We start from the raw sequence: 16,559 nt of genomic DNA, 5'->3' as shown, positions 1-16,559 counted from the left end.
GTCAGTGGGGGCGCCCCTCGTCATGGGGGCGCCCCCAGCGCGTGCCGTAGCCGGGTATCTGCCGTAACGTCCAGATATGAGCAATGCCGCGCCACCACGCAAGGCCCCTGACCAGCCGTGGCGCATCGAGGGCACTCCCGACGAGCCGCCCGGGCCGCCCCGCGGCCGACGGACCCGCGGTCGATGGTGGGGGCTGCTCCTCACCGCGGTGATCGTGTTCCTGCTGGCCTATGTGGGGCTGACGTACCTCGACCGGGGCAACGAGCCGACGATCTCCTACACGGAGTTCAGCAGGCAGGTCGACGCAGGAAACGTCGACAAGATCTACTCCAAGGGCGACGCGATCCAGGGCGAGCTCAAGAGCGCCCGGGACAACCCCGACGGCGACGGTGAGTACACCAGGTTCAAGACACAGCGCCCGGCCTTCGCGGACGACGAACTCTGGCGGCAACTGAGCAGCCGCGATGTGACGGTGACCGCGGAGCCGGTCGTGCGGGAGCGCGGCGTCCTGTCCAACCTGCTGTTCTCCCTGATCCCGATCGTGCTCCTGGTGGCGGTCTGGATCTTCCTCGCCCGGCGGATGGGCGGGGGCCTGGGCGGTGCGGGCGGCATGCTCGGCCGAAAGGCGCCGCCCAAGCCGGTCGAGCTCCAGCCGGGCAAGGAGCGCACGACGTTCGCCGACGTGGCCGGCATCGACGAGGTCAAGGGCGAGCTGGACGACGTCGTCGACTTCCTGGAACACCCCGACGCCTACCGCAGGATGGGCGCGAAGATGCCGCGCGGCGTGCTGCTCGCGGGTTCGCCGGGCACCGGCAAGACCCTGCTGGCGCGGGCGGTGGCGGGCGAGGCGGGCGTCCCGTTCTTCTCCGCCTCCGCGTCCGAGTTCATCGAGATGATCGTCGGTGTCGGCGCGTCCCGGGTCCGGGAGCTGTTCGGCGAGGCCCGCAAGGTGGCGCCGTCGATCATCTTCATCGACGAGATCGACACCATCGGACGGATGCGCGGCGGTGGCGCCTCGGTGAGCGGCCATGACGAGCGCGAGCAGACGCTGAACCAGATCCTCACCGAGATGGACGGCTTCTCCGGCTCGGAGGGCGTGATCGTCATCGCGGCGACGAACCGCGCCGACATCCTGGACCCGGCGCTGACCCGGCCCGGCCGCTTCGACCGGGTGGTCAACGTATCCCCGCCGGACCGAGGTGGGCGCGAGGCGATCCTGCGGATCCACACCCGCGAGATCCCGCTCGCCGACGACGTGGACCTGGCCCAGCTGGCCCGCACGACCCCGGGCATGACGGGCGCGGATCTGGCCAATCTGGCCAACGAGGCCGCCCTGCTCGCGGTCAAGCGGAAGCAGGGGCAGGTGACCGCGTCGGACCTGTCCGAGGCCCTGGAGAAGGTGCAGCTGGGCGCCGAGCGCACCCTCGTGATGCCCGAGGAGGACCGCCGTCGCACCGCGTTCCACGAGAGCGGACACGCCCTCCTCGGCATGCTGCAGCCGGGCGCCGACCCCGTACGCAAGATCACCATCGTGCCGCGCGGCCGGGCGCTCGGGGTGACGATGTCCACGCCGGAGGTGGAGCGGTACGCGCACTCGGAGGGCTACCTTCGTGGCCGCATCATCGGCGCCCTGGGCGGCATGGCGGCCGAACAGGTGGTCTACGGGGTCGTCACCACGGGCGCCGAGAACGACCTCGAACAGGTCACCAACATCGCACGCGGGATGGTCGCCCGCTGGGGCATGAGCGAGCGGGTGGGCCGGCTGTCCGCCCTGCCGAGCGATACCCAGCAGGCGTACGGGCTCGCGGCCGCCCCGCAGACCCTCGATGTGATCGACGCCGAGATGCGCCGGATCGTCGACGAGTGCTACGAGGAGGCGTGCGACAAACTCCGGGAGCACCGGGGGAAGTTGGACGCCCTGGCCGAGGCGCTGCTGGAGAACGAGACGCTGGAGGAGGCCGACGCGTACCGGATCGCCGGAATCACCCGGCTGGCCAAGGACACGGACGCGTAGCGGACAGGCTCAGGGCACGCGGGCGATCAGGTACCGGAAGACGTTCGGCATCCACACCGTCCCGTCCTGCCGCTGATGCGGATGCAGCGCCTCCGTCACCTCCTTGTCCACCTGGGCCTGGTCGGTCGCGGAGATCGCCGCGTCGAACAGCCCCGTCGACAGCAGTCCCCGTACGGCACTGTCGACGTCCGCGTAGCCGAAGGGGCAGGCCACCCGCCCGGAACCGTCGGGCCGCAGGCCCGCGCGCTGGGCGACCTCCTCCAGGTCGTCGCGCAGGGCAGGGCGCCAACTGCCCGTGCTGCGCAGGGGATCGGCCAGCTTCGTGGCGACCCGCAGCACGGACGAGGTGGCGCAGCGCTCCGGCGGCCCCCAGCCGGCGAGGACCACGGGCGCCCCGCGCCCGGCGAGCGGCACCGCGGCCGCGAGCGCCTCACCGAGCCCCTCGGAGTCGCCCGCGAGGCACCCGATGGGCTCGAACGCGGTCACGAGGGTGTAAGGGGGCGCCCCCGCGTCGGACGTGTCACGAGGCGAGCCGTCGATGAGCCGGGTGCCGACACGCGCGCGCGTGCCCCACGCCTCGGGCAGCAACCGCTGCCGAGCGAGGTCCAGTCGTTCTGGGGCGGAGGACTCGACACCGGTGACGGCCGCGCCTCTGGACGCCGCCAGCACAAGGGCGAGCCCGCTGCCGCAGCCGAGGCCCAGCAGCCGGGTGCCGGTGCCCACGTCCAGTCGCTCGTAGACGGCCTCGTAGAGCGGAACCAGCATCCGCTCCTGGATCTCGGACCAGTCACGCGCGCGTGCACACAGGTCCACGCGGGGTGTCGCGCCCGCGTGAGGCAGGTGCTGCCGCACGAGCGTAGGTGTCATGTAAAGCGCCCCAATCCACCGAGAGTTGACGATGTACCCGATTCAGTAGCCCCCGTGACTTGCGCTCGCGCTCCCCCCGTATGCCAGGAAACTCCGCGCTCGACGTCGCGTCCAGGGGTCGCGGAGCCCGGCTTGCCGGATCGCTGTGTCCGTGGCCGAAATTCACATTCCGGCAACATGGGCCCGTACCATCTGGCCATGGCAAAGGCACCCGTTCTTACGCCACGGGCACATGACTTCCCGCGCTGGTACCAGGAGCTGATCAACAAGGCGGAGCTGGCGGACAACGGTCCGGTGCGCGGCACGATGGTCATCCGGCCGTACGGGTACGGGCTGTGGGAGCGGATGCAGGCCGAGATGGACGCCCGCATCAAGGAGACGGGCACTCAGAACGCGTACTTCCCGCTCCTGATCCCGCAGTCGTATCTCGCGCGCGAGGCGGACCACGTCGAGGGTTTCGCGCCGGAGCTCGCGGTCGTCACACACGGCGGCGGCAAGGAGCTCGAGGAGCCCGCGGTCGTCCGCCCCACCTCCGAGATGATCATCAACGAGTACTTCTCCAAGTGGGTGCAGAGCTACCGCGACCTGCCCCTGCTGATCAACCAGTGGGCGAACGTGGTCCGTTGGGAGCTCAGGCCGCGTCTCTTCCTGCGGACCACGGAGTTCCTGTGGCAGGAGGGTCACACCGCGCACGCCACGTACGAGGACGCCCGCGACTTCGCCGCGTACATCCACCGCGAGGTCTACGAGGACTTCATGGTGAACGTCCTCGCGATGGACGTCGTCCCCGGCCGCAAGACCGTCAAGGAGCGCTTCGCCGGCGCGATCAACACCCTCACCCTCGAAGGCATGATGGGCGACGGCAAGGCCCTGCAGATGGCGACCAGCCATGAGCTGGGCCAGAACTTCGCCAAGGCCTTCAACACGCGGTACCTGTCGAAGGAAGGCGGGCAGGAACTCGTCTGGCAGACCTCCTGGGGATCGACCACCCGCATGATCGGCGCCCTGGTGATGACTCACGGGGATGACAACGGGCTGCGGGTGCCGCCGCGCCTCGCGCAGATCCAGGTCGTCGTGCTCGCGATCAAGGGCGACGAGCCGGTTCTGGCCAAGGTCCGTGAGATCGGTGCGCAGTTGAAGGCGGCCGGCATCCGCGTCCACGTCGACGACCGCACCGACATCCCCTTCGGCCGCCGCGCCGTCGACTGGGAGCTCAAGGGTGTGCCGGTCCGCGTCGAGGTCGGCCCCCGTGACCTGGAGAACGGCACGGCGATGCTGGCGCGCCGCATCCCGGGCGGCAAGGAGCCGGTGCCCGTCGAGTCGCTCGTACGGCTTCTCCCCACGGTCCTCGAAGAAGATCAGGCGCTGCTGCTGGCCCAGTCCCGCGAACGGCGTGAGTCCCGCACCGCCGACGTGTCGACGATCAAGGAGGCCGTCGAGGCAGCCGTCGCCGGCGGTTGGGCGCGCCTCCCGTGGGCGACGCTCGGCGAAAAAGGCGAGGCCAGGCTGGCCGAGCACGCCGTGACCGTACGGTGTCTGGTCGCCGAGGACGGGTCGGTGCCGGACGCCGACGACGCACCCGGTAACGTCGCCGTCGTGGCGCGCGCTTATTGAGATGACGCCCGTGGGGGAAGAGAGCGGCCGGAACCCCTCTTGCGCTTCCGCGGACCACAGCGGTCCCGGCGTGTGGACGCGATCTACACGCTGGTGCGTACGTCAGGCTACGCACCGGCTTGGTACGAGCTGTGAGGCTTCTCCGCAGATCGGCGCACCCGCCCTCGTCGTGGCGCATCATTCGCAACTGACGGGTACGTGCAAATTATTTGGGATGCCCCGGAATCGGAACACAGCGGCACTCCGGCTCGTTGTCATTACGTGAGCACGACACAGACACCACCTGTTCTCGCCGCAGAGCTGGCAGAGGCGTGGGCCGACATTCAGCGGTACCACCCCGAGCTGCCGGATCTCGCCGCGCCAGAGTCCCTGATCGGGGAGTCGTCGTCCGCCTGCGGTCACGAGCTCTCCTTCGAGCGACTGCTTCACGAGGCAGTCCATGGCATCGCCGCCGCGCGCGGCGTCCGCGACACCTCCCGGGCCGGCCGCTACCACAACCGCAGATTCCTCGCCATCGCCGAGGAGATGGGCCTGGACCACCCCGAGGAGCCGCACCCGAGCAGCGGCTTCTCCCTGGTCACGCTCAACCCCGAGGCCAAGCGCCGGTACCGTCCGACCATCGACCGCCTCCAGCGCGCCCTCAAGGCGCACACGGCGGCGACCTCCGCCGACACGAGCAGGACCTTCCGGGGCCCGGCCGCCCGCCACGGCTCCTCCGGCGGCGGCGTCCGCGTCAAGGCGGTGTGCGACTGCGGCCGTAACGTCCGGGTCGTCCCGTCGGTCCTGGCCCAGGCACCGATCGTGTGCGGCGGCTGCGGCAAGCCGTTCCGGATCCCGGAGGTCATGGGCGCGGCGTAACGCGTAACCGCGGGGGCGTCCAGCACCGGCATCTCGTGGCTGCCGGTCGGGACGCATGGCGCAGGGGTGCCGCTGTCCCCCGTGGCACCCCGTCAGCGCCGGGCTGCGCGACCAACCCCGAGGCACCCGAAATGCCGGGTGCCTCCCCAGCATGCCCAGCCACCCTCCCCGCCCCCTCGGCCAAAAGCGACCCGCAGGGTATGGCACAATGGCTAGCTGTACTCGACAGCCGCACAGGACCCCTCTCTCCTCCGGCTGACGCGTCCATCGGGCACTCGGGTACCGCAACCCCACGCGGCTTTCTCGCCGTGCCCAACCACGTCAAATCCAGGAGAACCCACTCCCGTGGCAGTCAAGATCAAGCTCAAGCGTCTCGGCAAGATCCGTTCGCCTCACTACCGCATCGTCGTCGCCGACTCGCGTACCCGTCGCGACGGCCGTGCGATCGAGGAGATCGGCAAGTACCACCCGACCTACAACCCGTCGGTCATCGAGGTGGACGCCGACCGTGTGGCGTACTGGCTGGGTGTCGGCGCGCAGCCGACCGAGCCCGTGCTCGCCATTCTGAAGAAGACCGGCGACTGGCAGAAGTTCAAGGGCGAGCCCGCCCCGGCTCCGCTGCTGGTTGCCGAGCCGAAGAAGGCGCGCCCGTCGTTCGAGGCCCTCGGTGGCGACGACGAGGGCAAGGGTGAGGCGATCACCCAGAAGAAGAAGGCGGAGAAGAAGGACGAGGCTGCCGCCGAGTCCGAGTCGGCCGAGGCCTGAGCATGCTCGAGGAGGCTCTCGAGCACCTCGTGAAGGGCATCGTCGACAACCCTGACGATGTGCAGGTCGCCTCGCGCAACCTGCGTCGCGGGCGTGTGCTGGAGGTCCGGGTGCACCCCGACGACCTCGGCAAGGTGATCGGCCGCAACGGCCGCACCGCACGCGCTCTGCGCACCGTCGTGGGCGCCATCGGCGGCCGCGGTGTCCGTGTCGACCTCGTCGACGTGGACCACGTCCGCTGACGCCGAACGCAGCACCGGCTCGGGCCGGGGAGGGCCACTGGGCCGTCCCCGGCCCGTCGTCGTCATGACAGGAGATCTTCGAAAAGTGCAGCTCGTAGTCGCACGGATCGGCCGCGCCCACGGCATCAAGGGCGAGGTCACCGTGGAGGTCCGTACCGACGAGCCGGAACTGCGGCTCGCGCCCGGCGCGGTGCTCCTCACGGATCCCGCCTCGGCAGGCCCGCTCACCATCGAGACCGGCAAGGTGCACAGCGGCCGGCTGCTGCTGCGCTTCGAAGGGATCAAGGACCGCAACGCCGCCGAGGCACTGCGCAACACCCTGCTGATTGCCGAGGTGGACCCGGACGAGCTGCCCGAGGAAGAGGACGAGTACTACGACCACCAGCTGATCGACCTGGACGTGGTCACCGCTGATGGCGTGGAGGTCGGCCGCATCACCGAGATCTCGCACCTGCCCTCCCAGGACCTGTTCATCGTGGAGCGTCCCGACGGCAGCGAGGTCATGATCCCGTTCGTCGAGGAGATCGTCACCGAGATCGACCTGACGGAGCAGAAGGCCGTCATCACGCCCCCGCCGGGCCTGATCGACGACAACGCGGAGATCGACTCCACCAGGGATGACAGCGCATGAGGCTCGACGTCGTCACGATCTTCCCCGAGTACCTGGAGCCCCTGAACGTCTCCCTCGTCGGCAAGGCACGCGCGCGTGGACAGCTGAACGTGCATGTGCACGATCTGCGGGACTGGACGTACGACCGCCACAACACCGTCGACGACACCCCGTACGGCGGCGGCCCCGGCATGGTCATGAAGACCGAGCCCTGGGCGGACGCGCTGGACTCCGTGCTCGCGGACGGTTACGAGACCGGCTCGCGTGCGCCCACACTGATCGTCCCCACCCCCAGCGGCCGCCCCTTCACCCAGGAACTCGCCGTCGAACTCTCCGAGCGGCCCTGGCTGATCTTCACGCCGGCCCGCTACGAGGGCATCGACCGCCGGGTCGTCGACGAGTACGCGACCCGTCTGCCCGTCCACGAGGTGTCCATCGGCGACTACGTCCTCGCCGGCGGCGAGGCGGCCGTACTGGTCATCACGGAGGCCGTGGCGCGTCTGCTGCCCGGCGTGCTGGGGAACGCCGCGTCGCACCAGGACGACTCCTTCGCGCCCGGCGCGATGGCCAACCTCCTGGAGGGCCCCGTCTACACCAAGCCGCCCGAGTGGCGCGGCCGGGGCATCCCGGACGTGCTGCTCAGCGGCCACCACGGCAAGATCGCCCGCTGGCGCCGCGACGAGGCCCTGAAGCGTACGACGGCCAACCGGCCCGAACTGATCGAGCGTTGCGACCCCAAGGCCTTCGACAAGAAGGACCGCGAGATGCTCTCCATCCTGGGCTGGATGCCCGACCCGGAAGGGGAGCGGTCCGGCCGATTTTGGCGCAGGACCGAGGGCGTGGAAGAATAGACAGCTGTTGTGCGCCGTCCGGCGTGCGCCCCTGCCACAGGGGGACACGACGCCCGCCCCGACGCGCACGGCACTCTCACCGAACATCTAGTTCCCGTTGATGACCTGTGGCATCAGCGAAGAAAGCAGACGAAATGTCTCACCTGCTCGACTCCGTCGACGCCGCGTCGCTGCGCAGCGACGTCCCGGCCTTCCGCCCGGGCGACACCGTCAACGTCCACGTCCGCGTCATCGAGGGCAACCGCTCCCGTGTGCAGCAGTTCAAGGGCGTTGTGATCCGCCGCCAGGGTGCCGGCGTGCGCGAGACCTTCACGGTCCGCAAGGTCTCCTTCTCTGTCGGCGTCGAGCGCACCTTCCCGGTGCACACCCCGATCGTCGAGAAGATCGAGCTCGTCACCAAGGGTGACGTCCGCCGCGCCAAGCTGTACTACCTGCGCGACCTGCGCGGCAAGGCGGCGAAGATCAAGGAGAAGCGCGAGAACTGAGCGCTTCCGGGGGCTCGCCCCCGCGGGGTCCACAGCGGGGCCGGATAGCATCTGGCCCCGATGGACACCGAAGCACAGCCGACGGAGCGCGACCGCTCCTCCCGCCCTTCCGACTCCGAGGAGACCTCGGACACAGAGGGGCCGGAGGAACGGTCGCGCTTCGCGTTGGTGTCGCGGATCACCGAGTGGCTCCCGGGCGGGCGGATCAGCCTGACGCTGCTGGTCTTCCTGACGTTCCTGCTGGTGCTCAACACGTTCGTCCTGCGGCCGTTCGAGATTCCCAGCGGATCCATGGAGTCCGGATTGAGGATCGGCGACCGCGTTCTCGTAAATAAGTTGGCGTACCGTTTCGGTGCCGAGCCGCAGCGCGGCGATGTTGTCGTGTTCGACGGAACTGGGTATTTCGGGGATGCCGACTACATCAAACGCGTTGTGGGTGTGGGGGGAGACCACGTGGTTTGCTGTGACAAGGAGGGGAGGATCCAGGTGAACGGCCGGTCGGTCGACGAGTCGACGTATCTGTACCCCGGCGACAGCCCGTCCACGGTGCGCTTCGACGTCGTCGTGCCCGACGGCACCCTGTTCGTCCTCGGCGACCACCGCAGCGAATCCAGCGACTCCCGCGACCGGATGGGCTCGCCCGGCGGCGGCATGGTCCCGGTCGACGACGTCATCGGCCGCGCCGACTGGATCGTATGGCCGACCGCCCACTGGACCCGCCTGCACCGTCCCGACGCGTACGCGCGCGTGCCCGCTGCGGAGGAGGGCGCGCATGGGTAACCGTGGCAAGCCCCGCGGCGTGCCCAGCAGTCCCGCCGACAATCTTCTGCCCACCGGCGCCCGGCGCGCCGCCAGCCCCGCGGGCGGCCGTACGCGCGCCGAGCGGCGCAAGCTCCAGCGCAAGGTCAAACGGCGCCGCAGGCGCTCCGCGATGAAGGAGATACCCCTCCTCGTCGGCGTCGCGGTCCTCATAGCGCTCGTCCTGAAGACCTTCCTCGTGCAGGCGTTCGTGATCCCGTCCGGCTCCATGGAGCAGACGATCCAGATCGGCGACCGCGTCTTGGTCGACAAGCTCACCCCCTGGTTCGGCTCCAAGCCGCAGCGCGGGGACGTCGTCGTCTTCAAGGACCCCGGCGGCTGGCTCCGGGACGAGCAGACGACGGTGAAGAAGGAGGATCCCGTCGTCATCAAGCAGGTCAAGCAGGCGCTCACCTTCATCGGACTGCTGCCCTCCGACGACGAGAAGGACCTCATCAAGCGCGTCGTCGGCGTCGGCGGCGATCGAGTGAAGTGCTGTGACGGGCAAGGACGGGTGACCGTCAACGGCGTTCCCCTGAACGAGGACTATCTGTATCCCGGCAACGCCCCCTCCGACTCGCAGTTCGACATCACCGTCCCGCAGGGACGGCTGTGGGTGATGGGTGACCACCGGGCCGACTCCGCGGACTCCCGGGTTCACCAGGACGAGGACTACGGCGGCACGGTCTCCGAGGAGGAGGTGGTCGGACGGGCGATGTGGATCGCCTGGCCCCTGGGCCACTGGACCACCCTGGAGGAGCCGAACACGTACGCTTCCGTGTCCGACTGGGGGACAGGGTCGACCGCAGCTCCCCAGCTGTCGCATAGGGTTGCTTCCGACGATTCGAACGGAACGATCCAGCTCCCGAGCCCTGCGGAACTCCCGCTCGTTATGGGAGTGGTGGGCCTGCGCCGCACATGGGGCAGGCAGCGGCACAAGGTAAGGAGTTGGCGTGGGGGATGTGGCGGTTGGCGCACGATCCGGGCACGACGGCGAGGAGCACCGCGGACGCCCCGTGGACGCGGCCGACCCGGCCCCGGACGGCGCCGTGACCTCAGGGAATGACCTCGGAGCGGACGGCGCCGGTTCAGGGGCGGGCGGGCAGCCCCCGACCGACGGCGAGGGGCCGGGCGGGGCTTCCCCCAAGCCGAAGAAGCAGCGCTCCTTCTGGAAGGAGCTGCCCATCCTGATCGGCATCGCGCTCGTCCTCGCGCTGCTGATCAAGACGTTTCTCGTGCAGGCGTTCTCGATCCCCTCCGACTCGATGCAGAACACCCTCCAACAGGGTGACCGCGTCCTGGTCGACAAGCTCACGCCCTGGTTCGGCTCCGAGCCCGAGCGCGGCGAGGTCGTCGTCTTCCACGACCCCGACAACTGGCTGGCGGGTGAGCCCACGCCGGACCCCAACGCCCTGCAGACCTTCCTCAGCTGGATCGGCCTGATGCCGTCCGCGGAGGAGAAGGACCTCATCAAGCGCGTCATCGGCGTCGGCGGTGACACGATCGAGTGCAAGAAGACCGGCCCGCTGACGGTCAACGGCAAGGCGCTGGACGAGCCCTACGTCTACCCGGGCAACACCCCCTGCAGCCAGGACGACCAGGGCGGCCAGTTCAAGGTGAAGGTTCCCGAGGGCCACATCTGGGTCATGGGCGACCACCGCCAGAACTCCCGCGACTCGCGCTACAACCAGTCCGACAAGAACCACGGCATGGTCCCCGTCAACGAGGTCGTCGGCCGCGCCATCGTGATCGCCTGGCCGATCAGCCGCTGGGACAACCTGCCGGTCCCGGACACCTTCGACCAGAACCTGAGCGCCCGGTCCGCCGCGCTGACGGTCGCACCCCAGGGGCTCGCGCTGGCCGGTGCGGTGCCGCTGGTGCTGTGGCGCCGGCAGCGGATCAAGGCGGCGGAGGGCCGCTGAGCGCGCGAGGTGGGGCTTCTCCACGAGGCCCGGGAGGCCGTGGCTCTCCATGAGGGCATGCGGGGACCGCCTCGGCCGAAGGCCGTGAGGGTCGCCTGGAAGGCCGTGAGGGTCCCCTGGGTGAAGGCTTGGGCGGCCGCTCGGACGGGGCTTCGGCACATGGCTGGGAAAGCTTTGCCGAGCGTGTGACCTCGAGCCCTCGGGAGGGGGCTGCCCGGTGTCGGTACTGCCGGGTAGTGTGCGGACCCATGGGTGGTGAGAGCACGACACGCACGGCGCCGCGCGACGGCGGCGCGAGCAGGGGCCCGGCGGCGGGCCGGACCGGACAGCGGTTGTCCGGGCTGGCCGTGGCGCTGGGCCTGGTGCTGTTCCTGGGCGGGTTCGCCTGGGGAGCCGTGGTCTACCGGCCGTACACCGTGCCCACCCGTTCGATGTCGCCGACGATCGGCGCGGGCGACCGGGTGCTGGCCGAGCGCGTCGACGGCTCTGAGGTGCGCCGCGGTGACGTCGTCGTCTTCACCGACAAGACCTGGGTGACCAACGCACCCGTCGTCAAGCGCGTGGTCGCCGTCGGCGGCGACACGGTCGCCTGCTGCACCGACGGCAAGCTGACCGTCAACGGTAAGCAGATCGACGAGCCGTACCTGGCCGGGGACTCTCCGGCCGAGATCCGCAACTTCCCGACGGTGACGGTGCCGAAGGACAGGCTCTTCCTGCTCGGTGACGAACGAAGCGGCTCCCTGGACTCCACGGCCCACCTCACGGACGCCGCCGGCGGCACGGTGGCGCGCAGCGCCGTGTCGGCCCGGGTGGACGCCGTCGTATGGCCCATGGACGGCCTGCTGGAGCGCCCCACCGGCTTCGAGGCACTCGGCGCGCTGTCGTCGCCGGGACCGCTGCGGACGATCGTCGCGTTGATCGTCGTGGGCGGTGCGCTGGTCATGGGCGGCGGGGCGTACGGCCCGATCGCCAACAGGCTGGCCAAGCGCTCGACGCCCCGGACGGAGCCCGCGGGTGCCCGCTGAGGCGGTCGGCGCGGGGAACGGACCGTACGGCGGGACAGCGGCGGGGAACGCGGCGTACGGCGACTTGTACGACGGCGGGCTGCGCAAGGTCGCACGTGTGGTGCTGCTCGACCCACGGGACCGCATTCTGCTTCTGCACGGTCATGAGCCGGAGGATCCGGCGGACGACTGGTGGTTCACGCCGGGCGGCGGCGTCGAGGGCGACGAGAGCCGCGAGCAGGCCGCGCTGCGGGAACTCGCCGAGGAGACCGGCATCACCGAGGTCGAACTCGGTCCCGTGCTGTGGCGGCGGAGGTGCTCCTTCCCGTTCGCGGGCCGCCGCTGGGATCAGGACGAGTGGTACTACCTGGCCCGTACGACGCAGACGGCGACGCGGGCCGTGGGCCTCACCGAGCTGGAGCGGCGCAGTGTCGCCGGAGCGCGCTGGTGGACGTGTGAGGAACTCGCCCGGGCGCATGAGACGGTGTACCCGACCAGACTCGCCGGGTTGCTGCGCACACTGCTCGACCAAGGTCCCCCCGCCGGGCCCGTGACCCTTGACCCCGAAATTGTCTAGGTGCGGACGGGACTGGCGCACAATGGTGGGATCGCACGGCTGAAGGGGAACATGCCATGAGCGCCGAGGACCTCGAAAAGTACGAGACCGAGATGGAGCTCAAGCTCTATCGGGAGTACCGCGATGTCGTCGGTCTGTTCAAGTATGTGATCGAGACCGAGCGGCGCTTCTATCTGACCAACGACTACGAGATGCAGGTGCACTCGGTTCAGGGAGAAGTGTTCTTCGAGGTGTCCATGGCGGACGCCTGGGTGTGGGACATGTACCGGCCCGCCCGGTTCGTGAAGCAGGTCCGCGTGCTCACGTTCAAGGACGTGAACATCGAGGAGCTGAACAAGAGTGATCTGGAGCTTCCCGGCGGGTGAGGCCCCCGGATTGCCCGCCTCACCCGGTTCACCCGCAGGGGTGAGGAAGTTATCCACAATCGCGTACTCGTCCACCAAGATCCAATAGCTCGGTGAGCTGCCCTCAATGTTGGCGCCGGAGGTGGTGCCGACATGAGCACGAGCAACGGAAACGCACGCAGCGCACTGGGCAGGTACGGCGAGACGCTGGCCGCACGGCGGCTGGTCGAGGCCGGGATGACGGTCCTGGAGCGCAACTGGCGCTGCGGCAGGACGGGCGAGATCGACATCGTGGCGCGGGACGGCGACGTCCTGGTCGTCTGCGAGGTCAAGACACGCAGGACGGGTGCCTTCGAGCACCCGATGGCCGCGGTGACCCCGGAGAAGGCCCAGCGCCTGCGAGGCCTGGCGGAGAGCTGGCTCCACGCACACGGAGGGGCACCACCGGGAGGCGTCCGCATCGATCTGGTGGGTGTCCTCCTGCCACAGCGCGGCGCCCCCGTGGTCGAGCACGCCCGGGGGGTGGCCTGAGATGGGATTCGCTCGTACGTGCTCGGTGGCCCTGGTGGGCGTCGAGGGGGTTGTGGTCGAGGTCCAGGCGGATCTGGAGCCGGGGGTGGCGGCGTTCACGTTGGTGGGGTTGCCGGACAAGAGTCTTTCGGAGAGCCGGGACCGGGTGCGGGCTGCCGTCGTGAACTCGGGGGGCGAGTGGCCGCAGAAGAAGCTCACTGTCGGGCTCAGCCCGGCATCGGTCCCCAAGGCGGGCAGCGGCTTCGACCTGGCCGTCGCGTGTGCCGTGCTCGGCGCCTGCGAGCGGATCGATCCGCGAGTCCTCGCCGACATCGTGATGATCGGAGAGCTCGGTCTGGACGGACGTGTGCGTCCGGTCCGGGGCATCCTGCCCGCGGTGCTGGCCGCGGCGGATGCCGGCTACGAGCAGGTGGTCGTCCCGGAGTGTGCCGCGGCCGAGGCTTCACTGGTGCCGGGCGTGTCCGTGCTGGGCGTGCGCAGCCTGCGCCAGCTGATCGCCGTCCTCGCGGACGAGCCCGTACCCGAGGAGGAGCCGGACGAGCAGGGCCGCCCGGACCCGCTGCTCGCGGGTCTGCGGATGCCGGGTACGGGCGCGGCCACGGGCATGCACAGCCTCGGCGCCGCCCAGCCCGATCACGGGCACGATCTCGCCGACGTGGTGGGGCAGATGTCGGCCCGTACGGCCGTGGAGGTCGCCGCGGCGGGTGGGCATCACCTTTACCTGGAGGGGCCGCCCGGCGCCGGCAAGACGATGCTCGCGGAGCGGCTGCCGGCCATCCTGCCCCGGCTCGCCAGGGAGGAGTCCCTGGAGGTCACGGCGGTGCACTCGGTGGCGGGTCTGCTGCCTCCGGGCAAGCCCCTGGTCGACATGGCCCCCTACTGCGCACCGCATCACTCGGCGACGATGCAGGCCCTCGTCGGCGGGGGCCCTGGCATCGCGCGGCCGGGCGCGGTGTCACTCTCGCATCGGGGTGTTCTCTTCCTCGACGAGACACCGGAGTTCAACAGCCAAGCCCTCGACGCCCTGCGGCAGCCACTGGAGGCCGGCCATGTCGTGATCGCGCGCAGCGCCGGAGTCGTCCGCTTCCCGGCGAAGTTCCTGATGGTGCTGGCGGCGAACCCCTGTCCCTGTGGCCGCTTCTCCCAGACGGACGATCTGTGCGAGTGCCCGCCCTCGGCCATCCGCCGCTACCAGGCGCGGCTGTCCGGGCCGCTGCTCGACCGCGTTGACCTCCGGGTGGAGGTGGACCGTGTCACGCGCGCCCAGCTGACGGAGCGGGGAGCCCGGGGCGAATCCACCGCGACGGTCGCCGACCGGGTGCGCGCGGCCCGCGAGCGGGCGTCGGCCCGCCTGGCCGGCACCCCGTGGCGGACCAACAGCGAGGTCCCCGGACGTGAGCTGCGAAGCCGCTGGTACGCCGCGGCCGGCGCCATGGACGATGCCGAACGGAACCTTGAACGCGGAGTTCTGACCGCCCGCGGCCTGGACCGTGTCCTGCGCGTCGCCTGGACCGTCGCCGACCTCGTCGGGCACGACCGGCCTGACGCCACCGATGTCGCCTTGGCGCTGCAGTTGCGCACCGGTGTGCCGCGGGGCGTGCCCATGGCCATCTGGGCGCTGACGTGAGCGGGAGCGAGGACCCGGACGACGAGCTGCTCGGCCGGGTGCTCCTCAGCCGAGTAGTCGAGCCCGGTGACGAGGTCGTCGGGCGGTGGGTGCGGGAGTACGGGATGGGGGAAGTGGTGTGGCGGTTGCGGGAGGGGGCGGAGGCCTTGCCGGGGGTGAGTTACAAGCGGTGGGACGGGTTGCGGGCCCGGGCATCGCGGGCCGAGCCCCGGCGTGATCTTGCCCTGGCCCGGGAGGCCGGGGTGCGGTTTCTGCGGTCCGGGGACGTCGAGTGGCCGCAGCAGCTCGATGATCTGGGGGACGCCCGGCCCATCGGGCTGTGGGTGCGGGGGCGGGCCAGCCTGCGGATGTGGGCCTTGCGGTCCGTGGCCGTCGTCGGCGCGCGGGCCTGCACCGAGTACGGGGCCCACATGGCGGCCGCCCTCGCCGACGGGCTCGCCGAGCGGGGGTGGGTGGTCGTGTCCGGCGGCGCCTACGGCGTCGACGGAGCCGCTCACCGGGGTGCCCTGAGCGCCGGCGGGGCCACCGTCGCCGTGCTCGCCTGTGGGGTCGACCGGCCCTATCCGCGCGGACACACCCAGTTGATCAACAGGATCGCGGAACAGGGACTCGTGATCGGGGAACTGCCACCCGGCGACCACCCGACGCCGAGCAGATTCATCGTGCGCAACCGGGTGATCGCGGCGCTCACGCGGGGCACGGTCGTCGTCGAGGCCGCCCATCGCAGCGGGTCACTCGTCACCGCGCGGGCGGCCCAGAAGCTGGTACGTCACACGATGGGGGTGCCCGGCCCGGCCACCAGCGGCCTCTCCGCGGGCGTGCACGAACTGCTGCGCGGAGATGCCGTGCTGGTCACCGACGCCGCGGAGATCGTGGAAATCGTGGGTGACATGGGAGAGCTGGCGCCCGAGCGGCGCGGGCCCGTCCTCCCGCGCGATCTGCTGGAGCCTGGGGCGCGCAGGGTTCTGGCCGCGCTCCCCGGTCGCCGCGCCGCACGGGCGGACGAGATCGCGCGCGGTGCGCAGACCACCGAGGACGACGCGATCGCGAGGCTGTACGAACTCCGCTCACTCGGTTACGTCGAACGACACGGCGACGGCTGGAAGTTGACACGCCAGGCGATTATGTCCGCTCGCGAAGATCGAAGTCGATCCTGACCGAGCAGGTTCGGCCGTACGGGGGAACACGGACGCCCTTGTGAATTCCCCCAGTTGGGGTGTTCGGGTGATCACGTAGAGCGACCGCCATGCCCCGGCGGGGCGTCCAGCGGAACGTATCTGCGTACGGCTTGCGCTTCATCCTTCGCGCACCGCGACGCCGCAGTCACGCTACGCTCACGAGAATTCCGACTCAGACCGGCCCCTCGACCCCGCAACAGCATCAGAACGACATCAGACCGGCAGCTCCCCCAGGCGCCCCCACATCACGGCAGAACGGCACAAGGCAACGA

General features: G+C 70.2%; 18 protein-coding genes. 17 read left to right on the top strand and 1 reads right to left on the bottom strand.

The annotated features are described in order from the left end of the window. Positions 1-76 precede the first annotated feature (76 nt). A complete protein-coding gene (gene ftsH, locus IF78_RS0125855; RefSeq protein WP_031485121.1) occupies positions 77-2,014 on the top strand; it encodes an ATP-dependent zinc metalloprotease FtsH in 1,938 nt (645 codons plus the stop codon). A gap of 9 nt (positions 2,015-2,023) precedes the next feature. On the opposite strand, the gene IF78_RS0125850 is transcribed toward ftsH, so the two are convergent. Further along, the gene (locus IF78_RS0125850; RefSeq protein WP_031485119.1) at positions 2,024-2,881 is read right to left on the bottom strand and encodes a hypothetical protein; all 858 of its coding nucleotides are present in this window, start codon (positions 2,879-2,881) and stop codon (positions 2,024-2,026) included. Positions 2,882-3,079: 198 nt separating this feature from the next. Between IF78_RS0125850 and proS the strand changes: the two genes are divergently transcribed. The 16 genes from proS to dprA all read left to right on the top strand — a co-directional run bounded on the left by proS (position 3,080) and on the right by dprA (position 16,266). After that, entirely contained in the window at positions 3,080-4,495 is a 1,416-nt protein-coding gene (gene proS / locus IF78_RS0125845) for a proline--tRNA ligase (RefSeq protein ID WP_031485117.1), read from the top strand. Between the two features lie 261 nt (positions 4,496-4,756). Next, positions 4,757-5,353, top strand: a complete 597-nt coding sequence (locus tag IF78_RS0125840; protein ID WP_031485115.1) for a hypothetical protein — start codon at positions 4,757-4,759, stop codon at positions 5,351-5,353. A gap of 345 nt (positions 5,354-5,698) precedes the next feature. Continuing rightward, entirely contained in the window at positions 5,699-6,118 is a 420-nt protein-coding gene (gene rpsP, locus IF78_RS0125835) for a 30S ribosomal protein S16 (RefSeq protein WP_030048919.1), read from the top strand. Positions 6,119-6,120: 2 nt separating this feature from the next. Further along, positions 6,121-6,360 (top strand): RNA-binding protein, encoded by a 240-nt coding sequence (locus tag IF78_RS0125830; RefSeq protein ID WP_003973401.1) that lies wholly within the window; start codon positions 6,121-6,123, stop codon positions 6,358-6,360. Positions 6,361-6,445: 85 nt separating this feature from the next. After that, a complete protein-coding gene (gene rimM / locus IF78_RS0125825; RefSeq protein WP_031485109.1) occupies positions 6,446-6,991 on the top strand; it encodes a ribosome maturation factor RimM in 546 nt (181 codons plus the stop codon). Then, entirely contained in the window at positions 6,988-7,821 is an 834-nt protein-coding gene (gene trmD, locus IF78_RS0125820) for a tRNA (guanosine(37)-N1)-methyltransferase TrmD (RefSeq protein ID WP_031485107.1), read from the top strand. Before rimM ends, trmD begins: the two co-directional genes overlap by 4 nt. Positions 7,822-7,955: 134 nt before the next feature. Further along, positions 7,956-8,306: a 50S ribosomal protein L19 gene (gene rplS / locus IF78_RS0125815; protein ID WP_031485105.1), complete on the top strand. Its 351-nt coding sequence runs from the start codon at positions 7,956-7,958 to the stop codon at positions 8,304-8,306. A 60-nt stretch (positions 8,307-8,366) separates the two neighbouring features. Next, positions 8,367-9,086, top strand: coding sequence for a signal peptidase I (gene lepB / locus IF78_RS0125810; protein ID WP_031485103.1), 720 nt, complete (start codon positions 8,367-8,369; stop codon positions 9,084-9,086). Beyond that, positions 9,079-10,170 (top strand): signal peptidase I, encoded by a 1,092-nt coding sequence (gene lepB / locus IF78_RS0125805; RefSeq protein WP_031485102.1) that lies wholly within the window; start codon positions 9,079-9,081, stop codon positions 10,168-10,170. Before lepB (IF78_RS0125810) ends, lepB (IF78_RS0125805) begins: the two co-directional genes overlap by 8 nt. After that, on the top strand, positions 10,058-11,026 hold the full coding sequence (lepB, locus tag IF78_RS0125800; RefSeq protein ID WP_037641221.1) for a signal peptidase I: 969 nt from the start codon (positions 10,058-10,060) through the stop codon (positions 11,024-11,026). Before lepB (IF78_RS0125805) ends, lepB (IF78_RS0125800) begins: the two co-directional genes overlap by 113 nt. Positions 11,027-11,274: 248 nt before the next feature. Continuing rightward, a complete protein-coding gene (gene lepB, locus IF78_RS0125795) occupies positions 11,275-12,051 on the top strand; it encodes a signal peptidase I (protein WP_031485098.1) in 777 nt (258 codons plus the stop codon). After that, a complete protein-coding gene (locus tag IF78_RS0125790) occupies positions 12,041-12,607 on the top strand; it encodes an NUDIX hydrolase (RefSeq protein WP_425314629.1) in 567 nt (188 codons plus the stop codon). The genes lepB (IF78_RS0125795) and IF78_RS0125790 overlap by 11 nt, the downstream gene beginning before the upstream one ends. 56 nt (positions 12,608-12,663) lie before the next feature. Continuing rightward, positions 12,664-12,972, top strand: coding sequence for a DUF2469 domain-containing protein (locus IF78_RS0125785; RefSeq protein WP_003965949.1), 309 nt, complete (start codon positions 12,664-12,666; stop codon positions 12,970-12,972). Positions 12,973-13,104: 132 nt separating this feature from the next. Further along, entirely contained in the window at positions 13,105-13,482 is a 378-nt protein-coding gene (locus IF78_RS0125780; protein ID WP_031485090.1) for a YraN family protein, read from the top strand. Between the two features lies 1 nt (position 13,483). After that, a complete protein-coding gene (locus IF78_RS0125775; protein WP_031485088.1) occupies positions 13,484-15,109 on the top strand; it encodes a YifB family Mg chelatase-like AAA ATPase in 1,626 nt (541 codons plus the stop codon). Then, positions 15,106-16,266 (top strand): DNA-processing protein DprA, encoded by a 1,161-nt coding sequence (gene dprA, locus IF78_RS0125770; protein ID WP_031485085.1) that lies wholly within the window; start codon positions 15,106-15,108, stop codon positions 16,264-16,266. Before IF78_RS0125775 ends, dprA begins: the two co-directional genes overlap by 4 nt. Positions 16,267-16,559: the final 293 nt, after the last annotated feature.

It is taken from the genome of Streptomyces bicolor (assembly GCF_000719285.1).
GTDB lineage: Bacteria > Actinomycetota > Actinomycetes > Streptomycetales > Streptomycetaceae > Streptomyces > Streptomyces bicolor.
This window is presented reverse-complemented; position numbering and strand designations above follow the sequence as displayed.